At 69.5% G+C, this 22,659-nt stretch carries 23 protein-coding genes and 1 pseudogene; 14 read left to right on the plus strand and 10 right to left on the minus strand.

All coding sequences use genetic code 11. The annotated features are described in order from the left end of the window. Window positions 1–84: 84 nt before the first annotated feature. Window positions 85–318, minus strand: coding sequence for a DUF6289 family protein (locus BLS95_RS55135; protein WP_143044249.1), 234 nt, complete (start codon window positions 316–318; stop codon window positions 85–87). A gap of 155 nt (window positions 319–473) precedes the next feature. Between BLS95_RS55135 and BLS95_RS50370 the strand changes: the two genes are divergently transcribed. The 3 genes from BLS95_RS50370 to BLS95_RS50380 all read left to right on the plus strand — a co-directional run bounded on the left by BLS95_RS50370 (window position 474) and on the right by BLS95_RS50380 (window position 3,669). Then, complete coding sequence (locus BLS95_RS50370; RefSeq protein WP_090946755.1) at window positions 474–1,043, plus strand: GNAT family N-acetyltransferase; 570 nt, start codon at window positions 474–476, stop codon at window positions 1,041–1,043. A 127-nt stretch (window positions 1,044–1,170) separates the two neighbouring features. Then, the gene (locus BLS95_RS50375) at window positions 1,171–2,754 is read left to right on the plus strand and encodes an alpha/beta hydrolase (RefSeq protein WP_090946756.1); all 1,584 of its coding nucleotides are present in this window, start codon (window positions 1,171–1,173) and stop codon (window positions 2,752–2,754) included. 72 nt (window positions 2,755–2,826) lie between these two features. Beyond that, entirely contained in the window at window positions 2,827–3,669 is an 843-nt protein-coding gene (locus BLS95_RS50380; protein WP_090946786.1) for a GNAT family N-acetyltransferase, read from the plus strand. On the opposite strand, the gene BLS95_RS50385 is transcribed toward BLS95_RS50380, so the two are convergent. Genes BLS95_RS50385 through BLS95_RS50395 form a run of 3 tightly spaced genes read right to left on the minus strand, consistent with a single transcriptional unit; the run spans window position 3,666 to window position 6,107 of the window. After that, the gene (locus BLS95_RS50385) at window positions 3,666–4,043 is read right to left on the minus strand and encodes a DUF3037 domain-containing protein (RefSeq protein ID WP_090946757.1); all 378 of its coding nucleotides are present in this window, start codon (window positions 4,041–4,043) and stop codon (window positions 3,666–3,668) included. The genes BLS95_RS50380 and BLS95_RS50385 overlap by 4 nt on opposite strands. Continuing rightward, complete coding sequence (locus BLS95_RS50390) at window positions 4,040–4,879, minus strand: HipA family kinase (protein WP_090946758.1); 840 nt, start codon at window positions 4,877–4,879, stop codon at window positions 4,040–4,042. Before BLS95_RS50390 ends, BLS95_RS50385 begins: the two co-directional genes overlap by 4 nt. Before the next feature lie 58 nt (window positions 4,880–4,937). Next, window positions 4,938–6,107, minus strand: a complete 1,170-nt coding sequence (locus tag BLS95_RS50395; RefSeq protein WP_143044250.1) for an FAD-dependent oxidoreductase — start codon at window positions 6,105–6,107, stop codon at window positions 4,938–4,940. A gap of 72 nt (window positions 6,108–6,179) precedes the next feature. On the opposite strand from BLS95_RS50395, the gene BLS95_RS50400 reads away from it, so the two are divergent. Further along, a complete protein-coding gene (locus tag BLS95_RS50400) occupies window positions 6,180–6,629 on the plus strand; it encodes a MarR family winged helix-turn-helix transcriptional regulator (RefSeq protein ID WP_176993844.1) in 450 nt (149 codons plus the stop codon). Here the strand turns inward: BLS95_RS50400 and BLS95_RS50405 are convergent. Together BLS95_RS50405 and BLS95_RS50410 are read right to left on the minus strand one after the other, a co-directional pair. Next, window positions 6,626–7,495: a TIGR03619 family F420-dependent LLM class oxidoreductase gene (locus BLS95_RS50405; RefSeq protein WP_090946761.1), complete on the minus strand. Its 870-nt coding sequence runs from the start codon at window positions 7,493–7,495 to the stop codon at window positions 6,626–6,628. The genes BLS95_RS50400 and BLS95_RS50405 overlap by 4 nt on opposite strands. Further along, window positions 7,492–8,739, minus strand: a complete 1,248-nt coding sequence (locus BLS95_RS50410; RefSeq protein WP_090946762.1) for an LLM class flavin-dependent oxidoreductase — start codon at window positions 8,737–8,739, stop codon at window positions 7,492–7,494. Before BLS95_RS50410 ends, BLS95_RS50405 begins: the two co-directional genes overlap by 4 nt. 90 nt (window positions 8,740–8,829) lie before the next feature. On the opposite strand from BLS95_RS50410, the gene BLS95_RS50415 reads away from it, so the two are divergent. The 7 genes and pseudogenes from BLS95_RS50415 (at window position 8,830) to BLS95_RS56490 (ending at window position 16,328) form a co-directional block, all read left to right on the plus strand. Continuing rightward, window positions 8,830–9,645: a TIGR03619 family F420-dependent LLM class oxidoreductase gene (locus BLS95_RS50415; protein WP_090946787.1), complete on the plus strand. Its 816-nt coding sequence runs from the start codon at window positions 8,830–8,832 to the stop codon at window positions 9,643–9,645. 21 nt (window positions 9,646–9,666) lie between these two features. Next, window positions 9,667–11,133 (plus strand): serine/threonine-protein kinase, encoded by a 1,467-nt coding sequence (locus BLS95_RS50420; RefSeq protein ID WP_090946763.1) that lies wholly within the window; start codon window positions 9,667–9,669, stop codon window positions 11,131–11,133. Window positions 11,134–11,243: 110 nt separating this feature from the next. Beyond that, on the plus strand, window positions 11,244–13,235 hold the full coding sequence (locus BLS95_RS50425; RefSeq protein WP_090946764.1) for a PASTA domain-containing protein: 1,992 nt from the start codon (window positions 11,244–11,246) through the stop codon (window positions 13,233–13,235). A gap of 257 nt (window positions 13,236–13,492) precedes the next feature. Then, entirely contained in the window at window positions 13,493–15,085 is a 1,593-nt protein-coding gene (locus BLS95_RS50430; RefSeq protein ID WP_218136409.1) for a pectate lyase family protein, read from the plus strand. Window positions 15,086–15,150: 65 nt separating this feature from the next. Continuing rightward, window positions 15,151–15,711: pseudogene (locus BLS95_RS60110) on the plus strand (pectate lyase family protein); the annotation flags it as partial. A gap of 214 nt (window positions 15,712–15,925) precedes the next feature. After that, complete coding sequence (locus BLS95_RS60115; protein ID WP_143044251.1) at window positions 15,926–16,147, plus strand: DUF6203 family protein; 222 nt, start codon at window positions 15,926–15,928, stop codon at window positions 16,145–16,147. A 43-nt stretch (window positions 16,148–16,190) separates the two neighbouring features. Beyond that, window positions 16,191–16,328, plus strand: coding sequence for a hypothetical protein (locus tag BLS95_RS56490; RefSeq protein ID WP_176993840.1), 138 nt, complete (start codon window positions 16,191–16,193; stop codon window positions 16,326–16,328). Between the two features lie 16 nt (window positions 16,329–16,344). Here BLS95_RS56490 and BLS95_RS50440 read toward each other — a convergent pair whose 3' ends face one another. After that, window positions 16,345–16,566: a DUF397 domain-containing protein gene (locus BLS95_RS50440; protein ID WP_090946765.1), complete on the minus strand. Its 222-nt coding sequence runs from the start codon at window positions 16,564–16,566 to the stop codon at window positions 16,345–16,347. Next, a complete protein-coding gene (locus tag BLS95_RS50445; protein WP_090946766.1) occupies window positions 16,563–17,414 on the minus strand; it encodes a helix-turn-helix domain-containing protein in 852 nt (283 codons plus the stop codon). The genes BLS95_RS50440 and BLS95_RS50445 overlap by 4 nt, the downstream gene beginning before the upstream one ends. Before the next feature lie 410 nt (window positions 17,415–17,824). Here BLS95_RS50445 and BLS95_RS50455 point away from each other — a divergent pair, with 410 nt between their 5' ends. After that, window positions 17,825–18,298, plus strand: a complete 474-nt coding sequence (locus tag BLS95_RS50455; protein WP_218136412.1) for an ATP-binding protein — start codon at window positions 17,825–17,827, stop codon at window positions 18,296–18,298. 280 nt (window positions 18,299–18,578) lie between these two features. Here BLS95_RS50455 and BLS95_RS50460 read toward each other — a convergent pair whose 3' ends face one another. Next, window positions 18,579–18,878 (minus strand): DUF6221 family protein, encoded by a 300-nt coding sequence (locus tag BLS95_RS50460; RefSeq protein WP_143044252.1) that lies wholly within the window; start codon window positions 18,876–18,878, stop codon window positions 18,579–18,581. Here BLS95_RS50460 and BLS95_RS56495 point away from each other — a divergent pair. Beyond that, window positions 18,877–19,029 carry a DUF6203 family protein gene (locus BLS95_RS56495; protein WP_176993845.1) on the plus strand — a complete coding sequence of 51 codons (153 nt, stop codon included), beginning with the start codon at window positions 18,877–18,879 and terminating at the stop codon, window positions 19,027–19,029. The two genes, BLS95_RS50460 and BLS95_RS56495, sit on opposite strands and share 2 nt — an antisense overlap. Before the next feature lie 40 nt (window positions 19,030–19,069). After that, a complete protein-coding gene (locus BLS95_RS50465; RefSeq protein WP_176993846.1) occupies window positions 19,070–19,498 on the plus strand; it encodes an HIT family protein in 429 nt (142 codons plus the stop codon). Between the two features lie 65 nt (window positions 19,499–19,563). On the opposite strand, the gene BLS95_RS50470 is transcribed toward BLS95_RS50465, so the two are convergent. Further along, window positions 19,564–22,644 carry a DEAD/DEAH box helicase gene (locus BLS95_RS50470; protein WP_090946770.1) on the minus strand — a complete coding sequence of 1,027 codons (3,081 nt, stop codon included), beginning with the start codon at window positions 22,642–22,644 and terminating at the stop codon, window positions 19,564–19,566. Window positions 22,645–22,659 lie beyond the last annotated feature (15 nt).

A 22,659-nucleotide genomic window follows, 5' to 3' on the forward strand; every position in this document is an offset into this window, starting at 1 on the left:
AGGTCCAAACCCTAGTCAGCGATCACGAGGATGATCAAACGTCGGTTGGGTAACGAGGGGAACCCCCGCAAATGCGCGCCTGGCTCAGCAGGGTGTGAAGAAGACCTTCGGGGTGCCCGTCACGTCTCCCCATTGGCCCGGAGGATTGCCGCACCCGAACCAGCGCTGTCCGATGACCTGTTCTCCGCTGTAGTAGCTGTAGACGATGAGGATGTCGCCCCCTGGCGGGGGAGGAGGAATGGCGTGCGCCGGGGCCGCGCCGGCCGCGAGAATTCCGGCGGTCAGGACCGCCGCTAAAACCCCTCGCTTGAGTTTCATGGAGACTCCTCCAGATCGATCGCCGAAGCCATGTGCGTGATCTCGACATCACGGTAACCGCATTCGATCAACGCTGCCAGCGGCAGTTCGGGGGGCGGGCCGCGCCGGGAAAACCCAGGTGACCGGCAGGCCGGCCGGGCACGACAATGCCTCCCATGTCTCAGGCGATACTGCGAACCGACCGCATCGATCTTGTCCCGCTGTCCGACGAGCACCTCGAGTACGAGATCGAGCTGGACTCCGATCCCGAGGTCATGCGTTACCTCGGCAACGGCCGTGCCCGCAGCCGTGAGGAGGTCGAGGTCATCCATCCCCGGCGGCTCGCGGTCGCGGACCACGTCGCGGGGCTGGGGTTCTGGGCGGGGCTCGTGGAGGGGCGGTTCGTCGGCTGGTGGATCCTGGAGCCACCGGTACGCGCCGACCAGGGCCCGGTCGAAGGGCAGGCCGAGCTCGGCTACCGGCTCCTGCGCCGCTGCTGGCGCCGGGGACTGGCCAGTGAGGGAGCTCGCGAGCTCATCCGGCACGGGTTCGAGGACCTCGGGCTGACCCGCGTCTTCGCCGAGACCATGGCGGTCAACGCCGCCTCCCGCGCGACGATGGCCGCCGTCGGCCTGCGGCACGTCCGTACGTTCCACCTGGACTGGGAGGATCCCCTTCCCGGCAGCGAGCTGGGTGAGGTCGAGTACGCGATCACCCGGGAGGAGTGGCTCCGAGCGCGCTCGTGACGATCGGCAGGGCCGGTTACTCCATGCAATAGTGCGATTACAAATTGGCAAGCCTTTCCTCATACCCGACGTCGTGCCCCGGTCATCGCGGCAGCATCGCAAGTCCTATGACGTGGAGGGGGGCCTGGTGAAGCGGGTCGTTGGGGTTGTCGCCGGGATCGTCGTGCTCGTGGCCGGGTTGGTGAGCGCGGATGGGACCGCGGTGGCGGTTCAGTCGGGGAAGGCGCCGGCGCCGCCGGTCTGGGGGGCGTGTCCCCGGGTGCCGGGGAAGGCGGTGGCGGCCCACATCGAGTGCGCGACGCTCACCGTGCCGCTCGACTATCGCGAGCCCATGGGGCAGACGATCAAGCTGGCGCTCAACCGGGTCAGGGCGAAGGTGCCCAGAGAGGCCAACCATCTGGGCACGCTGCTGGTGAACCCGGGCGGCCCGGGCGCGGCCGGGCGGAATCTCACCGAGTTCGTGTCCACGCAGCTGCCGGACGGGCTCGGCGAGCGGTACGACGTCGTCGGGTTCGACCCGCGGGGGGTCGGCGGGAGCGAGCCGGCCGTGCACTGCGTGGACCCGGAGGTCTACTACAAGGCCCCGCGGCCCGACGCCGTGCCGCGCGGCCCGCAGGAGGAGCGGGTGCTGCTCGGCAGGGCGCAAGAGTACGCCGACCGGTGCGGTGACTTCTGGGCCTGGCTGCTCCCGCACCTGACCACCGAGAACTCCGCCAGGGACATGGACTCCATCCGCGCCGCCCTGGGCGAGGAGAAGATCAGCTACCTGGGCTACTCGTACGGCACCTACCTGGGCGCCGTCTACGCCACGCTCTTCCCGGGCAAGGTCAGGCGGCTCGTCATGGACAGCACCGTCGACCCGACCGCCGTCTGGTACAAGTCCAACCTCAGGCAGGACCAGTCCTTCGAACGTCGCCATCGCGACTTCCTCGCCTGGACCGCCCGGCACAACTCCGTCTACAAGCTGGGCGAGACCGCCTCGCAGACGTCGTTCGCCTACTACGCCATGCGCAACCGGCTGCGCCACCACCCCGCCGGCGGCCTCGTGGGCCCGAGCGAGCTGGACGACACCTTCACCATCGCCGGCTACAGCGACAGGGTCTGGCCGGACTTCGCCGAGGCCTGGTCCTCGTACGTGCGCGAGGGCGACGTACGCGGCCTGCGGGCGATGTGGGAGAAGCACGGCAAGCAGGACACCGACGACGAGAACGGCTACGCCATCTACCTGGGCGTGCAGTGCCGCGACGCCCAGTGGCCGCGCCGGTGGGAGCGGTGGCGGACGGACATGACCCGGCTGCACCCTCGGGCGCCCTTCCTGACCTGGCCGAACGCCTGGTTCAACGCCCCCTGCGCCTTCTGGCCGGTCCAGGGCGGCGAGCCGGTCCAGGTGCGCGGGTCGTCGCAACTGCCGCCGATCCTCATCATCCAGTCGCGGGGTGACGCCGCGACCCCGTACCGGGGGGCGGTGTCGATGCGCAAGCAGTTCCCGAGCGCGCGCATGGTGGTGGACCGGGGCGGCAACCACGGTGTGTCGCTGGTGGGCAACAAGTGCATCGACCGGTGGCTGGGCGCGTACCTGAAGGACGGGACGCTGCCGCGGCGGGACGTGTCCTGCGCGCCGACGCCGGAGCCGCGACCGGCCACCCGCATGGCCGGTGAGCAGCCGCTGCCGGGCCTGCTCGGGGTCCTCGGAGTCGTGCCGGGGATCTGACGTCAAGAAAGGGTTACTGTGGGCTGTGCCGGATGAGCCAATCGGTAACCCTTCGCGTAGTCTGACCATGTGATGCTGCGTACATCGGCGTCGCGCGTGCTCGATGACAGCGACCGGGACGAGGTTCTCGCCCTGCTGGACTCCGATCCGGTCGCCAACGTCTTCGTCTCCTCACGGGTGCGGGCCGTCGGACTCAACCCGGCCCGGCTGGGCGGGCAGATGTGGGGGTTCGGGCCGCGTGGTGGCCTCGTGTCGCTCTGTTACGCCGGGGCCAACATGGTGCCGGTCAACGCCGGTCCCGAGGCGGTGCACGCGTTCGCCGACCGGGCTCGCAAGCAGGGGCGGCGCTGTTCGTCGATCGTGGGGCAGGTCGACGCGGTCTCCCTGCTCTGGGAGCGGCTGGAGCCGCACTGGGGCCGGGCCCGCGCCGTGCGCTGGGCCCAGCCGGTCATGGCGACCTCGCGCAAGTCGCCGGTGGCGCCCGATCCGCTGGTACGCCGGGTGCGGCCGGACGAGTTCGACGTCCTGCTGCCGGCGTGCGTGGCCATGTTCACCGAGGAAGTCGGGGTCTCGCCCAACCTCGGCGACGGCGGCGCTCTCTACCGGACCAGGGTGGCCGAGCTGATCAGGATCGGCCGGTCCTACGCCCGCATCGACGACGGGCGGGTGGTGTTCAAGGCGGAGGTCGGGGCCGTCACCCCGCATGCCTGCCAGATCCAGGGCGTCTGGGTCGCCCCCGAGCTGCGTGGCCGGGGGCACGCCGCGGCGGGCATGGCCGCCGTGGTGGAGGCCGCGCTGAGCTGCTTCGCCCCCGTGGTATCGCTCTACGTCAACGACTTCAACCTCTCGGCGCGGGCCGTCTACCGCAAGGTGGGCTTCCGCGAGGTCGACACATTCATGTCGGTGCTCTTCTAGAGGCGGACCAGCTTGTCGAAGAGCCGGGCCAGCTCCGTGTCCGGGTCCGCCGTCAGACCCGCGTGCACCGGGCCCGACTGCACGATCGTGCTGCGCGGCGCCGTCAGCCAGCGGAACCTGCCGCCCAGCGACTCCGCCGCCAGCGGGCCGGGCTCCTCGCCGCAGGCCAGCTCGTAGGCGCTGAGCGCCCGGCTTACGGCGTCCACGTCGGCGCCCGGGTCCAGGCAGCGCAGCCGGACCGGGTCGAGCGCGACCCGCGCGCACAGGTAGCCGCGCGGCTGGCAGTAGAGCAGCACGCCCGCGTTGATCTGCTCGCCCCGCTCCACCCGCGGCACGACGCGGATCACCGCGTATTCGTAGACGTCCTTGGTCATCGGGCGCCTCCCCGCCAGAACTCGCCGACGGAGCCCGGCCCCGGCCTGCGCTCCTGGGGCCCGGGTTCTTTGGGCCGGCGTTCGTTCGGCTCGACACGGACGAGCCACTCGCCCGGCCCGTGCGCCCGCCGCAGGAGGTGGTCGACGTAGGCCGCGCGCACCTGCCCGGCCGAGTCGAACCCCGGCTCGCCGTCGAGCCATTCGTCGGGCACCAGGGCCGTCACGGTCTCCAGCAGCTCCCGGGTGATCCTCCCGGCCAGGTGGGCGCCCGCCGCGGGCACCTCGCTCGCGAACGGGGCGAGCACATGGTCGGCGGCGTCGAACGGGCGCTGCGGGTCGGCCGTGCGCCAGTTGTGGTGGAACCAGAGGGCCGCCCCGTGGTCGATCAGCCACGTGTCGCGGTGCCAGACCAGCAGGTTGGGGTTGCGCCAGCTGCGGTCGATGTTGTGGATCAGGCCGTCGAACCACACCACCCTGGAGGCGAACACCGGGTCCGCCAGCCAGGTCAGCGGCTCGAACCCCAGCGCCCCCGGCAGGAAGTCGACCGCGAGGTTGAGGCCGGTGCTGGCCTTGAGCAGGTCTTGCACCTCCTCGTCCGGCTCGCGCGCGCCGAGCTGCGGGTCGAGGTGGATGAGCTTGAGCTCCGGTGTCCTGAACCCCAGCCGGCGGCCCAGCTCGGCGGCGATGATCTCGGCGACGAGCACCCGCCTGCCCTGCCCCGCCTCGCGGAACTTCACCACGTAGGTGCCCAGGTCGTCGGCCTCGACGACACCGGGCAGCGATCCGCCCTCACGCAGCGGGGTCACGTATCGGGTGGCCGCGATCCTTTCCAGCACGAGTTGAGGCTATCGCCCCCGGTGACCTGCTTGGTGCGGAGCGTGGTCCGCCGGCCTGTCAGCCGGTCGCCGGGCGCTGGAAGGGGGCGAAGGGGTGCTCGCGGGAGGCCTGGACGGCGGTGAAGGCGTAGTCGAGCATCCGGCGTTCGTACCCGGCCTTGGCGGGGCCGGGCGGGCGGCCCTGCGCCGTCGCGCCGGCGAGCACCTCGCTCAGCAGCCGGGCGTCGCGCAGGGCGATGTTGGCGCCCTCGCCCCGGCCCGGGCTCATGCTGTGCACGGCGTCCCCGACCAGGGTGACGGCGGGCTCGTCCCACGGCTCGACGGGACGGGCGGAGTGCAGCCGCTGCACGAACGTCTCCCCTGGGTCGGCCGCGTCCACGATCCGCCGTACGCCCTCGTGCCAGCCGTGGACCGTCTCCGTGGCGAGCCGGTGCAGCTCGGCGGGGGGCATGCCGTCGGGCCGGGGGCCGGGCACGGTCATCGTCCAGGAGAAGTAGCCGGGGACGTCCGTCACCTGGGCGCCGGGGGCGTGCCGGGCGACGGCCGCGGGCACCGGGGTGAGCGGCCGGCAGGTGGCGATACTGACGGCCGTGCCGCCGGGGGAGACGACGCGGTTGAAGGAGTCGACCAGCTCGGGCGGGGTGGCGGCGAGCAGTGCGGGGGTGATCCAGGTCCGGCCGTAGAGGGCCCAGCCGAGGTCGTCCACCACGGCGCCGGGCAGGAGCTGCTCCCGCACCCGCGAGCCGACGCCGTCCGCGCCGACGAGCAGGTCCCCGTCCACGCTCCGGCCGTCCGCGAAGTGAGCGCGTACGCCGCCGTCCAGCCGCTCGTAGCGCCGGTGGTCCATGCCGAAGCGGACGGACTCCGCCAGCCCGGTCAGGAGCACCTCCCTGAGCGTGAGCCGGTTGACGCCCAGGCCGGTCACGCCCGGCTCGGCGTACGGGATGTCCTTGGCGAACTTGGGCCGCAGGCCGGGGTCCATGAAGATCATGCGGGTCGCCGGGCGGATGGAGGTGGCCACGGCCAGGTCGAACAGGTGGGCCGGCAGGCAGGCGCGCAGCGCGTCCGCGCCGGTCTCCTTGAGGGTGATGCGATAGCCCTGATGGCGGTGGGTGGCGGAGGGGTCGCGCTCGAACAGGGTGACGCCGAGACCCGCCCGCCGCAGGCCGTGGGCGAGGCACAATCCAGCGATTCCGCCTCCCGTGATCATGATGTGGGTGTCGTCCATGGGCCAGACTGTAACTCGTTAACTGTCGCGACAGCAAATGTCCTGGACAGGGACTCCGACTATCCTCGGGGGATGACCGAGAACCCGAAGTCGCCGTTCGAGCTCATCCTGGGCGGAGGTTCGCTGCTCGTGCAGGTCGGCAGGGAGCTGAACACCGAGACGGAGCGCCGGCTCGCGCCCCTCGGGCTCACCGCCCAGCAGGCGGCGCTGCTGCTGCACGCGGCGCGCGGCGACAGCACCCCCAGCCTGCTGAAGAGCCGGCTCGGCACGGACACGGCCGGGATGACCCGGCTGCTCGACCGGTTGCAGGCCAAGGGGCTGCTGCGGCGGGTCGGGCATCCCCAGGACCGGCGCTCGATCGTCATCGAGCTGACCGACGCGGGGCGGGCGCTGGTGCCGAGCCTGCCGCCGGTCTTCGGGGGGATCAGCCACCAGGTCTTCGCCGGGTTCTCGCCGGAGGAGGTCGCGCAGGTCACGGACATGCTCCGGCGGATCATGAACAACCTCGCCGGAGGCTCCTAGCTCTTGGCGATGATCTCCTCGGCGAAGCGTTCCATGGTGGCGAGCTTGAGCTCCAGGGTGCCTTCGCCGTACCGGGACTTCTCCTCGGGGGTGGCCAGCCACCAGGGGGCGGCGAGCGTGCCCGTCACGCCCTTGGCGGCGAAGTGGCGGTAGGTGTCCGCGTCCGGGAGCACCGCCAGCCCCGCGATGATGTCGAAGGGCCCGGTCCTGCCGTTCTCGTCGAGGAGCCGGCGCAGGGTGTCCAGTACGGGGTCGAGCTGCTCCTCGGTGTAGATGCGGTTGCCGATCCAGCCGTCGCCCAGCCTGGCGGCGCGGCGCAGCGCCGCCTCGCTGTCACCGCCCACGTAGACGGGCACGCGGCCGGCCGGGGTCGGGGAGATCGACAGCGGCGGCAGGCCGTCCAGGGTGACCGTCTCGCCCGCCCAGAGCGCGCGCAGCACCGGCAGCATGGCGTCCAGCCGCCGCCCCCGCGTGTGGAAGTCCTGACCGGTCCCGACGAACTCCTCCTTGCACCACCCCACCCCCACCCCGAACGTCACCCGCTCCCGCGACAGCACCGCCGCCGTGGACACCTGCTTGGCCACGGTGAACAGGTCGCGGGCGGGCGCGATGTAGACATTGGGGGAGAAGCGCAGCGTCGTCGTCACCGCCGCCATGGCGCCGATCGTCACCCACACGTCCGGCCAGTGCGTACGCGCGTCCCAGCGCGGCCTTCCCGACCGCGAGTACGGGTACGGCGAGGCGAAGTCCGCGTAGAAGAGGTGGTCGGACAGCGTCAGCGTGTCGAACCCGCACCGCTCGGCCGCCCGCGCCAGCTCCACGAACTGCCCGGTGTCGACGAACGAGGCGCCCAGCCAGAACTTCATGGGAACTCCGGGATGACCTTGGTGGCGAACAGTTCCAGGTTGCGCTTGACCGTGTCCAGCGGCAGGACCCCCTGCTGCCCCTGCATGTAGAGGCCGAACCACTCCAGGTCGGGCATCCGGTCCAGCATGCGCTGGATGCCGCGCTTGACGTCGTCCGGGGTGCCGAACAGCGCCATCTCCACGTCCCGCATGCGCCTGGCGTCGCCCTTCTCCGGGGAGATCGGCTGGTGCCGGTCGTCGTCCTTCTTGCGCAGCACCTCCAGATAGCCGAACGGGCCGAAGAAGGCCGCGAAGTCCTTGGGGATGCCACGGCCGAAGGTGTTGACGGCCTCCTCCATGGTCTCCCCGATCCCGACGATCTTGAGGATGCCGGTGTGCTCGCCCAGCTTGTAGTGGCGGCCCTGCTTGGCGGACTCCTCCTGGTAGAGCTTGGCCTTGGCGGCGTGGTCGTCGGGGTTGGGGGTGAACATCCACGGCAGGATGTCCTCCTGCGCGGCCCTGATGACCGACCGGTCCGAGATGGTGAACGGCTGCCACAGCTCGGGATGGGGCTCCTGGTACGGCCGGGGGCAGACGGAGACGGCCCGTACCTTCCCGTCCTCGGAGAGCTCGTCCGGCGCGCCGAACGTCCGGGTCCACTCCTGCGCCGGCCAGCCCTCGATGCCCTCGTAGGGATAGGGCACCTGGTAGTCCAGCACGTCGGACTTGTAGCGGAGGGTCTCCTGCGTCCACGCCAGCTTCATGATCTTCAGCACCTCGCCGAAGACGTCGAAGTTGCGCGTGTCGCTCGCCGAGCCGTCCGAGCGCGCGGCGGCGGCCTGCCAGCGCTGGCCCAGCACGTTCATCCAGCGGTTCTGGTAGCCGCGGGCCACGCCCAGCCGCAGCCGTCCCTTGCTGAACTGGTCGAGCAGCGCCACGTCCTCGGCCGCCCTGATCGGGTCCCAGGCGGGCAGCACGAGCCCGAGCGGGGCGAGCAGGATGCGCTCGGTCCTGGCGGCCAGGTCGGTCAGGAACATCAGCGGGTTGACGGAGAACTCCATGCCCTCCGAGTGGAAGTGGTGCTCGGTCATCATCAGCGCGTCGAACCCGATCCGGTCCGCGTGCACGGCTATCTCGCGTACCTCGTGCAGCAGTCGCTGGTACGACTCCGTGTCCCGCCCGATCGGTCGCCTGGCCCTGGCGTTGTCCTCGGCCGCGTATCCAGAGCCTGGAATCTGGGGATTCAGGAAGATGGAAAACTTCACCGGGGAACCTCTTTCCGCGGATGGTCTCCTGCAAGGTACTCTGGAAATCTTAGCCGAGCAATCGCTTGGTTGACGACCGGGGAGGCCGGCATGCGGCTCGGGGTCACGATGTTCGCCACGGACCTGTCCATGCCGGTCCAGGACCTGGCCAGGGCGGCCGAGGAGCGCGGCTTCGACTCCCTGTACGTGCCGGAGCACACCCACATCCCGATCTCGCGCCGCACCCCTTACCCGGCCGGCGACCGCCCGACGCTGCCCGAGGAGTACAGTCACACGCTCGACCCCCTCGTCGCCCTGTCCTTCGCCGCCGCCGCGACCACCCGGCTGCGCCTGGGCACCGGCATCCTGCTCGCCGCCCAGCGTGACCCCATCGTGACCGCCAAGGCCGTGGCCACCCTCGACCACCTCTCGGGCGGGCGCGTGGTGGTCGGGGTCGGCTTCGGCTGGAACGTCGAGGAGATCGAGAACCACGGCGTCCCCTACCGGCGGCGGCGCGAGGTGGCCCGGCGCAACGTGCTGGCGATGCAGGCCCTGTGGCGGGACGAGGTGGCCTCCTTCGACGGGTTCGAGCCCTCGTGGTCCTGGCCCAAGCCCGTCAACGGGCCACCGCCCGTCTACGTCGGCGGGGCGGCGGGACCGAAACTCTTCGCCCACGTCGCCGAGTACGCCGCCGGCTGGATGCCGATCGGCGGCAGCGGCATCAGGGCGGCGCTCCCCGCGTTGCGCGAGGCATGCGAGAAGGCCGGGCGGCCGATGGCCGAGGTGATCCCGTTCGGGACCCGGCCGACGAGGGAGAAACTGGACTATTTCGCCGACCTCGGCATCGAGGAGGCGGTGGCCGCCCTACCGAGCGGTCCCAGGGAGGTGGTGCTGCCGATCCTGGACGCGTACGCGGCCTATAGGTAAAGGGCGGCATAATGGCGGTATATGTCCGAGCTCAGTGACGATGATCCCCGGGTGCTGGGCGAGTACCGGTTGTCGCGCAGGCTCGGCCAGGGCGGGCAGGGCGTGGTCTACCTCGGCCACTCGCCGGACGGGACGCAGGTCGCGATCAAGCTGCTGCACGCCGCGCTGTCGGATGATCCCGACGTGCGGCGCAGGTTCCTGGGCGAGATCGAGGCGGTCCGGCGGGTGGCGGCGTTCTGCACGGCGCAGGTCATCGGCGCCGATCTCGAAGGCGACCGGCCCTATCTGGTCAGCGAGTACGTCGAAGGACCCTCGCTGCGCGAGCACGTCGAGGCCCAGGGGCCGCGGACCGGCGGCTCGCTCGACCGCCTGGCCATCGGCACCGCCACCGCGCTGGGGGCGATCCACCGGGCCGGGGTGGTGCACCGGGACTTCAAGCCGGGCAACGTGCTGCTCGGGCTCGACGGGCCGCGGGTGATCGACTTCGGGGTGTCCCGGCTGGTGGACTCCGCGGTCACCAACAGCCTGAACCCGGTCGGGACTCCGGCGTACATGGCGCCCGAGCGGCTCAGCGGGGAGCCCGCAGGACCGCCGGCCGACATGTGGGCCTGGGGGCTGACGGTCGCCTACACGGCCACCGGGCGGCACGCGTACACGGGCGGGACCTATCAGGAGGTGCTGGCCAGGATCCTGTACGGGAAGCCGGACCTGGGCGAGCTGAGCGGGCGGTTGCGCGAGATCGTGGAGGACTGCCTGGTGCCGGAGCCGGCGGAGCGGCCGGACGCGGAGGAGGTGCTGCGGCGGCTGCTGGGGCAGGACGCGGTCGAGGACGGTGACCTGCTGTCATCCGGCGCGCTGGCCGCGGTCAGCGCCCCGTCCGCCGAGCCCGCTTCTCCGCCCGTCGGTACGTCCGGGCTCCGCACCGGATGGTCCGTGTCACCTACTCGGCCGGCGTCCGCGCGCCGCGATGCGGCCGGCCGGGCGCTGATCGCCGCGCTCGGTCCGGGGACGGGCGACCCTGGACCGATCGAGGACCCCGACCCGACCACGAGCTTCCCGGCCGTCGTCCGCCCTGTCGCCCGTCGCCGGCGGGTGCGGGTCTGGCAGATCGTGGTGGCGGTGCTCGGAGTGGTCATGGCGGTGGCGGGGTTCGTGTTCTGGTCGCGCGGTGCCCAGGGTCCCGGATTGGAGGGGACGTGGACGGGGTCGGCCGAGCACCACACGGCGAACCGGGTGTTCCCCGTCGAGCTGCGGCTGCACTCCGACGGCGGGGCCATGCGGTGGGGCGCCGACCTGCACTGCTCGGGGCGCGTCGGGCGGACCGGCAGCGGCATGGTGTTCACCCTCCGCCAGGTCTCGGGTGAGGAGTGCTATCCGGGGACGCTGCGGATGTTCCCGACGGACGACTCGAACCAGCTGGGCTTCAACGTGATCCGCGACGGTCAGGACGAAGTGACATATTCCGGTACGGTCGCCCGTACGTCCTGACAGGGCTGTGTCACGGTCAGGCCGCGATTGCCCTGCGCACCGTTGACTGATCGCCACCGGTTGCTTTCAGTAGTAAGCAGGAATGGGGTGGCGGCGAGGGGAGGCGCCCCGTGCCAACGGCACAGCCGCTCAGGACGGGGGACCCGCGGCGACTGGGGGCCTACGAGCTTTCCGGACGGCTGGGTGAGGGTGGTCAGGGGGCGGTGTTCCTCGGTTCGAGGGACGGCGAGACCTACGCGGTCAAGTTGCTGCACGGCCCGGTGGGGGACGAGGGGGCGGCGTTCTTACGGGAAGTCGAGCTGGCCAAGCACGTGGCCAGGTTCTGCACGGCCCAGGTGATCGACGCCGGGTTCGACGAGGGCCGGCCGTACATCGTGAGCGAATACGTGGACGGGCCCTCGCTGCAGCGGGAGGTCGCGCTCACCGGGCCCCGGCGGGGCGGCGCGCTGGAGCGGCTGGCGGTCAGCACCGCGACCGCGCTCACCGCGATCCACCGCGCGGGGATCGTGCACCGCGACTTCAAGCCCCAGAACGTGCTGCTCGGCTCCGACGGGCCGCGCGTGATCGACTTCGGCCTGGCCAGGGCGCTGGACGCGGCGGCCACGGTGAGCGGTCGCGGGGTGGGGACGCCGGCGTACATGGCCCCCGAGCAGATCACGGCGCTGGCCGTCACCGGGGCGGCGGACGTGTTCTCGTGGGGCGCCACGATGTGCTTCGCGGCCAACGCCACGGCGCCGTTCGGGCAGGACTCGGTGGCGCCGGTGCTGCACCGCATCCTGACCGCGCCGCCGGAGCTGGGCCGCCTGGACGGGCGGCTGCGCACGCTGGTGGAGGCGTGCCTGGACAAGGACGCGCGCAACCGGCCGACCAGCAGGGACCTGCTGTTCGAGCTGCTGGGGGAGTCGCCCGACGTGCCGTCCGAGGTGCTGAGCTCGCCGCCGGCGCACATCCTGCGCGCCCCGTCGACGCTCGTGCCCGAACCGCGGCCACCGCTGGCCGAGGCGGAGGCCACCGGCGTGTCCGGGGGCTACCGGATGCCCGGCTCGGCGCCCGAGGCGGGGAACGAGCCGTCTGAGCGGTCCACCGGGCCGCAGAGCATCGGGGATGGGCCGGTGGCGCAGGAACGGTTCTTTGGGGGCGGCCCTGACTGGTCGGGGAGTGGCGGGGTCGGCGGTGGGGTGGCGGTGCCGGAGCGTTCCGGGCACAGGTGGTCCAGGGCGGCCCTCGCGGTGAGCGTGGCGCTGCTGGTGACGGCCGCCGTACTGTTCGCCGTGGTCGTGCCCGCGATGGACCGGCGGAGCACGGAGACGGCCGGGCCGTCGGCGCAGCCCACGCAGCCGGCGCCGGTGACCTCCGAGTCTCCGTCGGAGAGCTCGACGCCGACCAGGACCAGGGAGCCGGAGCGGGCCCGCCCGCCCAGCACGACGCCGCCGGTGAATCGCCCGGTCACGGTCCCCGTCCCGGCGCTGGTGGGGATGGACCGTGAGGAGGCGTCCAGTGCCGTGAAACGGGCCGGGCTGGTGCTGGGGACCGTCAGCGAGGTCGACTCGCCGCAGCGGATCGGACAGGTGCTCAGCAGCGATCCCGCTCCCGGCACGGTCGTGAACAAGGGCAGCAGGGTCTCGCTGGGGGTGTCGGCCGGGCTGGCCGTGCCCTCCGTCACGGGCATGCAGCGCAAGGCCGCCGAGGCCGCGCTGACCGGAGCGGGTCTCACCGTCGGGGCCGTCACCCGTTCCTGCTCGGACAGTCCTGCCGGGCAGGTGCTCGCCAGCCGGCCCGAGGCGGGCAGCCGGGTCGCGGGCGGCACCTCGGTGTCCCTCACGGTGGCACGCCCCGGCGCCACGGTGCCGTCGGTCGTCGGCCGGTCCCAGGAGGACGGGCAGGCGGCGCTGGCCGCGGCGGGGTTCACGGCCCGGTTGAGCGCACAGGTCGTGGAGGACGAGTCGCGGGTGGGCAAGGTGCTCAGCCAGAACCCCCGGCCGGGTACGTGTGCCGGGCCGGGCGCCACTGTCACGATCGTGGTCGGGCAGGCGGGCCGGCAGGAGCCGGATCCCGGCGAGCCTTCACCGACCCTCACCCCCACCGGCCGCCTGCCTGGCTAGCCTCGCCGGCACCGGCCTTTCGTCGGCCGTGATGGCCTTACAATCGCTTGCAAGATTCACTTCCCCGGCCTTGGACCGGTGCATCCCACGCCAGGGTGATGACCTGGCCACATGCAACAAAACTGCACACTCCACCGCATTGACGCGTCTAACAATCGGTTGCATAAAGGGGTGAAGCTCGCGAGCGCACAGGCACCAGCACATGCAGTGAGGAGCCCCGACAGGCGGGCTCCCCGGTCAAGGCACCGGAGGCTCCAGTGCGAACAGGTAGAGCACGCAGGACGATCACACTCCTCGCCGCGTTGGTCGCGGCTCTCGTCACCGCCGTCTGGACGTTGCCCGGCGCGTCCGCCGCGACGCTGTTCGGTGACGACTTCGAGGACGGTGATGCCACGGGCTGGTCACGGTCGGGCGGGAGCTGGTCGGTGGTGACCGACGGCTCCAGGGCCTACCGGCAGTCCGGCACCAGCTCGGACGCCAGGGCGCTGGCCGGCGCCGGATGGGCGGACCAGGCGGTGCGGGCGCGGGTGAAGCCGATCGGGTTCAGCGGCTCCGGCCGGTACGTCGCGGTGCTGGCCCGGGCGCAGAGCACCAGCAGCTACTACTTCCTCGGGCTGAGCAACGCGGGCTCGGTCGTGCTGGGCAAGCGCACCGGCGGCGGTTCCGTGACGCTCGCCACGGCGGCGGCCACCGTGAGCGCGGGCACCTGGTACACGCTCCGGCTGGAGGCGTTCGGTACGTCATTGCGCGGGTTCGTGGGCAACGTACAGGTCGTCTCGGCGACCGACTCCTCGCTCGCCTCGGGCCGGGCGGGGCTGGCGGGCTACTACGCGAGCGCCTCGTACGACGACGTGCTCGTGACCGACCTCGGCGGCCCCAGCGAGCCGCCGACCAGCCCGACCCCGCCACCACCCGGCACGTGCCCGACCTCAGGGACGCCGGTCGGCTTCGCCGCGGTGAACGCCTGGGGCCAGAACGGCACCACCGGTGGCGCCGGCGGGCCGACCGTCGAGGTGGACACGGCGAGCGAGCTGATCTCCGCGATGGGCCAGAGCGGGCCGCTGAACATCTGCGTCCGCGGGATGATCACCGTTCCGGCGGGCATGCACAACGTCGCCTCCGACAAGACGATCGTCGGCATCGGCGCCGGCTCCGGCATCACCGGCGGCGGGCTCAACATCGGCCTGCCCGCCGAGGACGGGGTCACCTCGCCACCCGCGAACGCCGTGCACAACGTCATCATCCGGAACCTGGTCTTCAGGAACGCCACGGACGACTCGGTCAACGTGCAGATGTTCTCCCACCATGTCTGGATCGACCACAACGACCTGTCCGCCGGCTACGACGGGCTGATCGACGTCAAGCGCGGCTCCTCGTACGTCACCGTGTCCTGGAACCACACCCACCACCACACCAAGAACATGCTGCTCGGTCATGACGACGGCAACGCCGCGCAGGACGTGGGGCGGTTGAAGGTCAGCTATCACCACAACTGGTTCGACCAGACGCCGCAGCGCAATCCGCGGGTGCGCTTCGGGGAGCCGGTGCACGTGTTCAACAACTACTACGTCTACAACACCGACGTCGGGGTGGCCTGCCAGGCGAACGCCGGGTGCGTGGTCGAGGGCAACTATTTCGAGCGGGTGGAGGAGCCGGTGAGCGACTCGTACGCGGGTCCGGCGGGGCGGTGCGTGGCGCGGAACAACGTATTCGTCCTGGAGTCGGGGACCCCTGACTGCGGCGGGACCGTACAGGAGCCGAGCACGTACTACGCCTACACCCTGGACGACCCGAACTCCGTGAAGGCTCTCGTCACGGCGGGCGCGGGCACCGGCAAGATCGGCGCCTGACCCCTGCCCGAGCCGCGCCCGGGGCTCCATCCCCGCCCCGGGCGCGAGGGAAGGTGAATGATCACGTGGCCTCGGACAAGACCATCATCGGGATCGGCGCGAACGCGGCCCTGGTCGGGGGCGGGCTCACCATCGGGCTGCCGGTGGACGACATCACCGCCCCTCCGGCCAACGCCGTGCACAACATCATCATCCGGAACATCTCGTTCTCCGGCGCCACCGACGACATGATCAACGTGCAGATGTTCAGCCACCACGTCTGGATCGACCACAACGACTTCTCCAACGGCGATGACGGGGCGGTGGACATCAAGCGCGGCTCGGACTTCGTCACCGTCTCGTGGAACCGGTTCCACGACCACGACAAGACGCTGCTGCTCAGCCATGACGAGGACGCCGGGCCGCAGGACACCGGCCGGTTGCGGTTGACCTACCACCACAACTTCTTCGACGGCACCTACCAGCGCCACCCCCGCGTCCGCTTCGCCGAGCCCGTACACGTGTTCAACAACTACTACCGCAACAACGCCCTCTACGGCGTGGCCTCAACAGAGAACGCCGGGGTACTGGTGGAGGGCAACTACTTCGAAAGCGTCGCCCCCCGATCCACGTCGGCTACGACAAGAGCGCGCCGGGGCGCGTGGTGGAGCGACGCAACCTGTACGTCAACTCGGGCACCCCGGAAACAGCCGGTACCGTGGTCGAGCCCCGCACCTACTACCCGTACACGCTGGACGACCCGGCAACCGTCCCGGCCACTGTGCAGGCGGGCTCGGGAGTGGGCAAGATCGGCTACTGACCTGCCGCTTCGAGCGCGCGGTCACGGGCAGTGGCCGTCTCATGAAGAAGCTCCTCAAGCTCGTGGTGGGCCGCTGGCTCGCCCGCACTCCGCTCGGCCTCGTCGCGCTGGCGCTCGGCTGGTACCTCGCCCGCCGTCGCAGGCGCCGCGAGGCCGAGCGCACCTGGTCAGCCGCGTCGGCCTCCCCTACCACGCCCGGCCCTGAAGGACGTCCTTCCAGAGCTGGATCACAGCAGCAGTACGCAGCCAAGGACTCTCGCTGATTCTGTCCCCCGAGGCCCGCCGCGGCGCACAATTCGTACGAGGTTGGCAGGCAGTCGCCGTAGCCTCACCCTGGGCGGGGACTACCTGGGCGACATCGCCCTGCTGGCTCAGCCCGAGTTGTTTGGTCCAGTGGCCTTCGACCCGACCGTCTCCCGCCTGATCGGCCAGACCACACGATGACCACGAAAGATCAAGGCTAGCTGTCAAATTCGCCTTGCCGAACCCCTCCGGTGAAGGCAAGCCACTCAGCTTCAGTGAAAATGATCTTTGGGCCGTCCGGTTCTTTGGAGTGTCGGACTGCCACATGGCCGTCAACGAAGGCCACAGCAACGCACTGACCATTGGTTCCGCTCAGGCTGCTGGTTCGCCACTGCGCGTGTGACAGATCAACGTCCTTGCTCTCCAAGTCGGACCTCATTTCATAGTCGAGAGCACTTCGGCAATAAGATCACGTGTTGCATCAGGACTATGCGACATCGCACGAAGATGCTCGAATTCCAGGCTATATCGTGCTACATCCTCCTGGCTCTCCAGAAACAGGTCACCAGTGCTCGTTTCGATGTACACAATGTCGAGGTGATGTTCTTCCGGGAACTGAAGGATGGCGAACGAGCCACGCATGCCCGGGTGCGCGCCGGCCGAGAAGGGCACAACCTGCAAGGTGACGTTGGGATCTTTGCTGACGTCAAGCAGGTGTTGGAGCTGTGCGTGCATGACGCCAACACCGCCTACTTGCCTGTGTAGTGCGCCCTCGTCGATGATCGCCCAGATCGCCAGGGGCGGGTCTCGTCGCGCCTGGCGTCTCATGCGAGCGACGACCCGGTGTTCGACCTCATTCTCGGGAAGGGTGGGCCCGGTCCCTACCGTGACAGCGCGCGCATACTCCTCCGTTTGGAGCATGCCAGGCAGGAACAACGATTCGTAGTTGAGTACGCGTTGCGCCTCTTCCTCGAATCCGATGTAGGTAGCGTACTGTTCGGGCAGCTCAGCAGCGGCTTGCCACCAACCTTGCTCATGTGCCGTCTTGAGCATCGCGAGAAGCTCGGCTTGGCGATCCTCGGCTACCCGATAAACACCCATCAACGCCCGGAGCGTGCGGACCTGGGGCCGAACCTGAGCCGTCTCGATCCTGTAGAGCGTAGCCCGGTTCATCTCGGTCATCTCGCCGACTTCTTCCCGAGACAGGCCGACGTTTTCCCGAAGCTGACGCAGTTCCCTTGCGAGCCGTCGCATGCGGACCGTTGGCGTTTGTGGCCGTGGAGGCATGCGGGCAAGAGTACCGAAAATCTATAACGGTGTAGATGCAACGGTTGCATATTCGCCTGTGGCATGTGCATCCTTGCATCAGCAACCCGCAAGTCCTCCCCGATCAGGCGGGTATCTCAGTGCACAATCCCGATCAAGGGGATAGGAGCAGCCATGCCGTTCCACGACCACGATCTGCGACGACTCGCTCACTTGTCGCGACTGGAAAGAGCCCTGGTGCGCCAGGGGGAGCCGGTCATGTGGGACCTGGGATCCGCCAGGCTGATGGTAGGGGGTCCGTCCGAACAGGCGTCGGTTCGTGCCGCGTTGCTGGGAGGGCGATGGGTCTACACCTGGGACGGCTGGCCCTGGTGCCGGGTCGATGCGGTTGACGAGGGCGTGGCTCAACTACTGCTCCGGAAGGTGTCGTCGTGAGTGGGCGGCGGCTTCTGGCCGAACTGCTGGCGCCCGGGGTAGAGGCTTCGGTTCCGCTGCTGCGGCACTGCGTCGGGCGGATCCTGGCGGCCGCGGGGCATCGGTACGTAGACGATGTACAGCTGGTGGTCAGCGAACTGGCCAGTAACGCGGTGACGCACACGCGATCGGGGCGGCCGGGCGGGTGCGTGATCGTGGAGGTGTCGGCGATCGGTGACACGCTGACGCGCATCGAGGTGGTCGACGAGGGCTCGTGCTCCGTGCCGCGTCCCCGCGAGGCTCGTGATAGCGACTGCGATGGACGGGGTCTAAGGCTGGTCGAGGCGATGTCGGTGCGGTGGGGAGTAAGCCAAGGGCCGGTCGGCGGAACGGTGGTCTGGGCAGAGGTGGTTACCGCCGTACCAGAAGACCCTCAGGACACGGGAGCGGGCGACGTGCCCAGTGAGACAGCCAGCGTGGTGGAGATGTGATGACCTCTACGGCCACTTGGGGCCGTTGGGGTGGAGTCGGATGGACAGACCGCCTATCTGCGCCGACCCTCGCCCGAGTCCGCCGACATCGCATTGTGAGCGGTTGGAATGGAGTCTTCCGGTTCGGCATGGGGATGTCTTGAGTTGGACGTGTTCTTGCCTGCGGGTCTCCTACGAGTTGCGGCAGGCCGGATAAACGTTTGCCTGACGTCGGATGATGGCCCGTTATGAATCGCCAGTTCCCGGCTGGAGCTAACCGTCCGCACGGTGATGGGCGGCTTCAGAACAAAGGCTCGTCGGCGTAAGCCTCGGCGACCGGTACCGGTTCCGCGTAAGCAGCGGCAAGGGCATGCAGGGCCTTCTCCAGACTGTCGATTGCTCCCGCCGTCGCGTCGTCGGCCCCCTCGCCCTGCTCCCAACGCTGCCGCAGACGCTCGTACTGAAGGAGGATCCGCTCCTTCGCGGCGATGTCCGCCAGGACGCGGCCTGGAGAGTGCCGCGCAATGTGCGCTGCGGCCCCGACGCCCACCAGTGTGTCCTGGACCACCATGTGCTCATGGGCAGTGGTGGTGGCCGCCATGGAGAAGTTCCTCAAGTTCGTGATGGCACGCTGGTTGGCCCGCACTCCGCTCGGCCTGATCGTGCTGGGGATCGGCTGGTTCCTGACCCGCCGACGTGGGCGGCAGAGAGCCCAGCGCGACCAGGCCGAGCGAACGGGCCGACGACGATGACCGCGAAGCGCCGTTACAGGCATTCCTGATGGCGTTATCCATGCCACCTGCGGATCGGTGCCCCTTTTGCGACTACCTCGCCGGCCTGCACCCCGTCACCGTCCTGGAGCAGGGGGAGCAGGTCGCCATCCTGGTCACCCGTGAGCAGCGTGGGCAGGGGCACGTGCTGGTGATCCCGATTGCTCACCGCCCGACGGTCATAGACGTGGCCCCGGCTGAGGAGCAGCAGTTGATGAACGCCGTGCGGCGGGCGGCCCGGGCCATCGCAGCCGTCTACGACCCCGGCGGCATCGCCGTCTGGCAGAACAACGGGGTGCCCGCGCACCAGACCGTCCCCCATGTTCACTTCCATGTCGCCGGCACTCTGCCCGAAGGCGGCACGCGGTCGGGTGAGGTCCCTCGTCTCGACCATCGACGGGATCGCCAAGCGTCTCAGCCCTCATCTCTGAGCGGGCCCGCCTGGGGATGAAACCCACCAGGCCCAGCCCAGCCCCACCCTGGCCGAGATGACCCGCAAGATCGCCGAAGCGCCGCTTATCCGGCAATCGCTGCGCGGCGGAACAAGTCTGCAGGCATTTCCTCATCGAGCCGCCAGGTGATGCCCATCGGCCGCTCGCCGCGGTGCTGGACGTAGCGGACCATGCCGTGGAAGACGAATGCCTCGGGGTGGCCGAGCTCGTTCTCCTTGCGCTCGCGGGTGAACAGCAGCACGTGGCTGCCTTCCGCCACATGATTCTGGTAGCGGCGACCAGTGGCCGAGGTAGCGCTGGTCCGGTTCTGGGATTCCCAGTGGAACAGGCGCGAGGTCAGGGCGTAGTCGCGGTACATCGTCTGCGGTGAGAATTCCTTCTCGTTCTTCTGTAGGGTGACGAAGAGCGCGTCGCACTGGGCCGCGGGGCTCCAGGCCACCCCTTCGCGCATGGTGGAGGGCACCTGGCCACCCAGCGAGGCCCAGCCGATCGCGGCGAGCACCTCGTCGGTGGAGTAGCGGGCGTTGACCGCCAGCGGTACGCCATCCAGCTCCACCGGCTTGGCCACATACCGTGGCCGGTCGACACCATAAGCGAGCACTTGCCTGATCTCATCGCACAGCGGTGTCTCGCCGCGGAGTCGGTCCAGCGCCTCGTCATAGGAGGGGAACGCGCCCCCGTCACGCCAGAACGAGAAGAACAGCATCCGGGCGAAGGCCTGATCGGCTGGGGACAGCGACGCGTAGCGGGGGCCATCCGGCTGCAGCAGTCGAGCGTAGGCTTCGCCCCGGGTTCGGTCGTCCACGTGCAGCAACGCGCGGACGCGTCGCCCCAGTTCCTCCTCCAGTGCCGAGCGTTCCCCGGACAAGAGTCCGGTACGGCGCAGCAGCGAGGTCCAATAGCGACGATTGCGGTACAGGTCGCTGACGTCGCGGCCGCTCTCCTCCAGATATCTGATGAGCGACAGCTCCGCCAGAGAGCGGATCTCCTGCGACAGCATGTTTACCGTCGCCCCGAGCTGGACCTTGAGATCGGCCAGCAGCCGCTCCTTGGTCACCCGATCCAGCACGATCTGGCTCCCCGACGGCAGCAGCGGGAAGTCGTCCTTGGCCTGCTTGTCCAGCCGCCCTCGGGAAAACCCGGTCAGCGCCTGGAACCGGTTGGCAAACCGGTACTCCTTACGGTGCTGCCCAACAAAGTCGAGCACGGTCAGCACATCCTTGTCCGGCGTACGGCGGAGCCCGCGCCCAAGCTGCTGCAGGAAGACCGTGGCGCTCTCGGTGGGCCGCAGCATGAGCAGGGTGTCGACGTCGGGCACGTCCAGACCCTCGTTGAACAGGTCCACCGCGAACAGGAACCTGATCTCCCCCTCCGCGAGCGCTCGAAGCGCCGCCTTCCGGGTGCCGTCTTCTGTCGCTCCATCCACCGCCAACGAAGGCAGCCCTTGCTTGGTGAAGAACTCGGCCATGTAGTGCGCATGCCGTACCGAGACGCAGAAGCCCAACCCGCGCACCGTCCCCAGGTTGCTCACCTTGTCGCGCACCGCGTTGAACACCAGCCGGGCACGGGCGTCGTCGCCGGTGAAGACGTTGTCGAGAGCGGAAACCTCGTAGGAGCCGCGCGTCCACTTCACCCCGGACAGGTCGGTCCCGTCGTTGATCCCAAAGTAGTGGAACGGACACAGCAGATCAGCATCCAGCGCATCCCACAGCCGCAGCTCGGAGGCGATCCGCCGGTCGAAGAATTCGTCCTGCACCCACGTACCATCCGACCGCTCCGGCGTCGCGGTAAGACCGAGCAGCTCTTTCGGCTTCAGATGGTTGATGATCTGCCGATAGGTCGGAGCCGCGGCATGGTGGAACTCATCGATCACCACGACATCGAAGTGCCCGGGCTCGAACTCCAGGATCCGGCGGGTCAGCGACTGCACGCTGGCGAACACATGCCGCCAGTGCCGCGACTTCTCCTCCCCCACATGCAGCTCACCGAAGTCCGGTACGGCCAGCACCTGCCGATACGTGCGCATCGCCTGAGCCAGGATCTCCCGCCGATGCGCCACGAACAGCAACGACGGCTGCCGGCCCAGCCGCTGCTGCAGGTTGCGGTAGTCGAACGCGGCTACCACGGTCTTGCCCGTGCCGGTCGCGGCAACCAGCAGGTTGCGATGCCGGTCATGGATGGTGCGCTCCCGGTCGAGGTCGGCCAGCATCTCGCGCTGGTGGTCGAAGGGATGCGGCACCAGTTCGGGGATGTCGAACAACTGCTTGCCCGCCTGGGAACGGGCCAGCGCCTCATCCAGGCGATCGGCATCGGTCGCCGGGTCGTACGGCTCGAACTGGGACCGGTTCCAGTAGGAGTCGAAGGTCGCCTCGAACTTGTCCAGCAGCCGAGCAGTGGTCACCGACGACAGTCGAACGTTCCACTCCAGCCCGTCCAGCAGCGCGGCGCGGGAAAGGTTGGAGCTGCCGACATAGGCGGTGTCGAAGCCAGTGTGGCGGCGCAGCAACCATGCCTTGGCGTGCAGTCGGGTGGAGTTGCGCTCATAACTGATCTTCACCTCGGCACCGAAATCGTTGACCAGGCGGTCCAGCGCCCGCCGTTCGGTCGCCCCCATGTAGGTCGTCGTGATTACCCGCAGCGGCACATCCCGACGCCGCAGCTCGGCCAGCGGCTTCTCCAGAATGCGTAGTCCCGACCACTTCACGAACGCGCACAGCAAATCCACGCGGTCGGCACTCGCCAGCTCGGCCGCTAGTTCGTGCGCCAGGTTCGGGTCCTCACGGGCGTTGGTTAGCAGAGCCGCTTCCGACAACGAAGTCATTGGCCGACGCGGAGCAGCCGCCCCCGGAACGTCCTTCACAATCGACAGGAGCTGATTCGGCCCTTCCGCGATCGCCTCCGGCTCGGTGAGCTGCGCCAGCAACCGGTTGGCCAGTGCTACCTGCCGGTCAGGGTGCCCCTTTAGCTCAGCGAAGGCCCGCGCTGCCGTTTCGCCGACGAAACGGCCCAGCAGATGAGCAACCTCCTCGACGTCGATCTTCGACACCTCGACCAGATGGCCGGCTTGCTGCCAAGCGTTGATCTTCGCGTCGAGCGTGCCGGTAAGTAGGGAGTCGTAGAGACCCGGGATTGGAGCGTTGGTCATGTCATGCCCTCAGAG

The sequence above is a fragment of the Nonomuraea jiangxiensis genome (genome assembly GCF_900099965.1).
GTDB classification, from domain to species: domain Bacteria; phylum Actinomycetota; class Actinomycetes; order Streptosporangiales; family Streptosporangiaceae; genus Nonomuraea; species Nonomuraea jiangxiensis.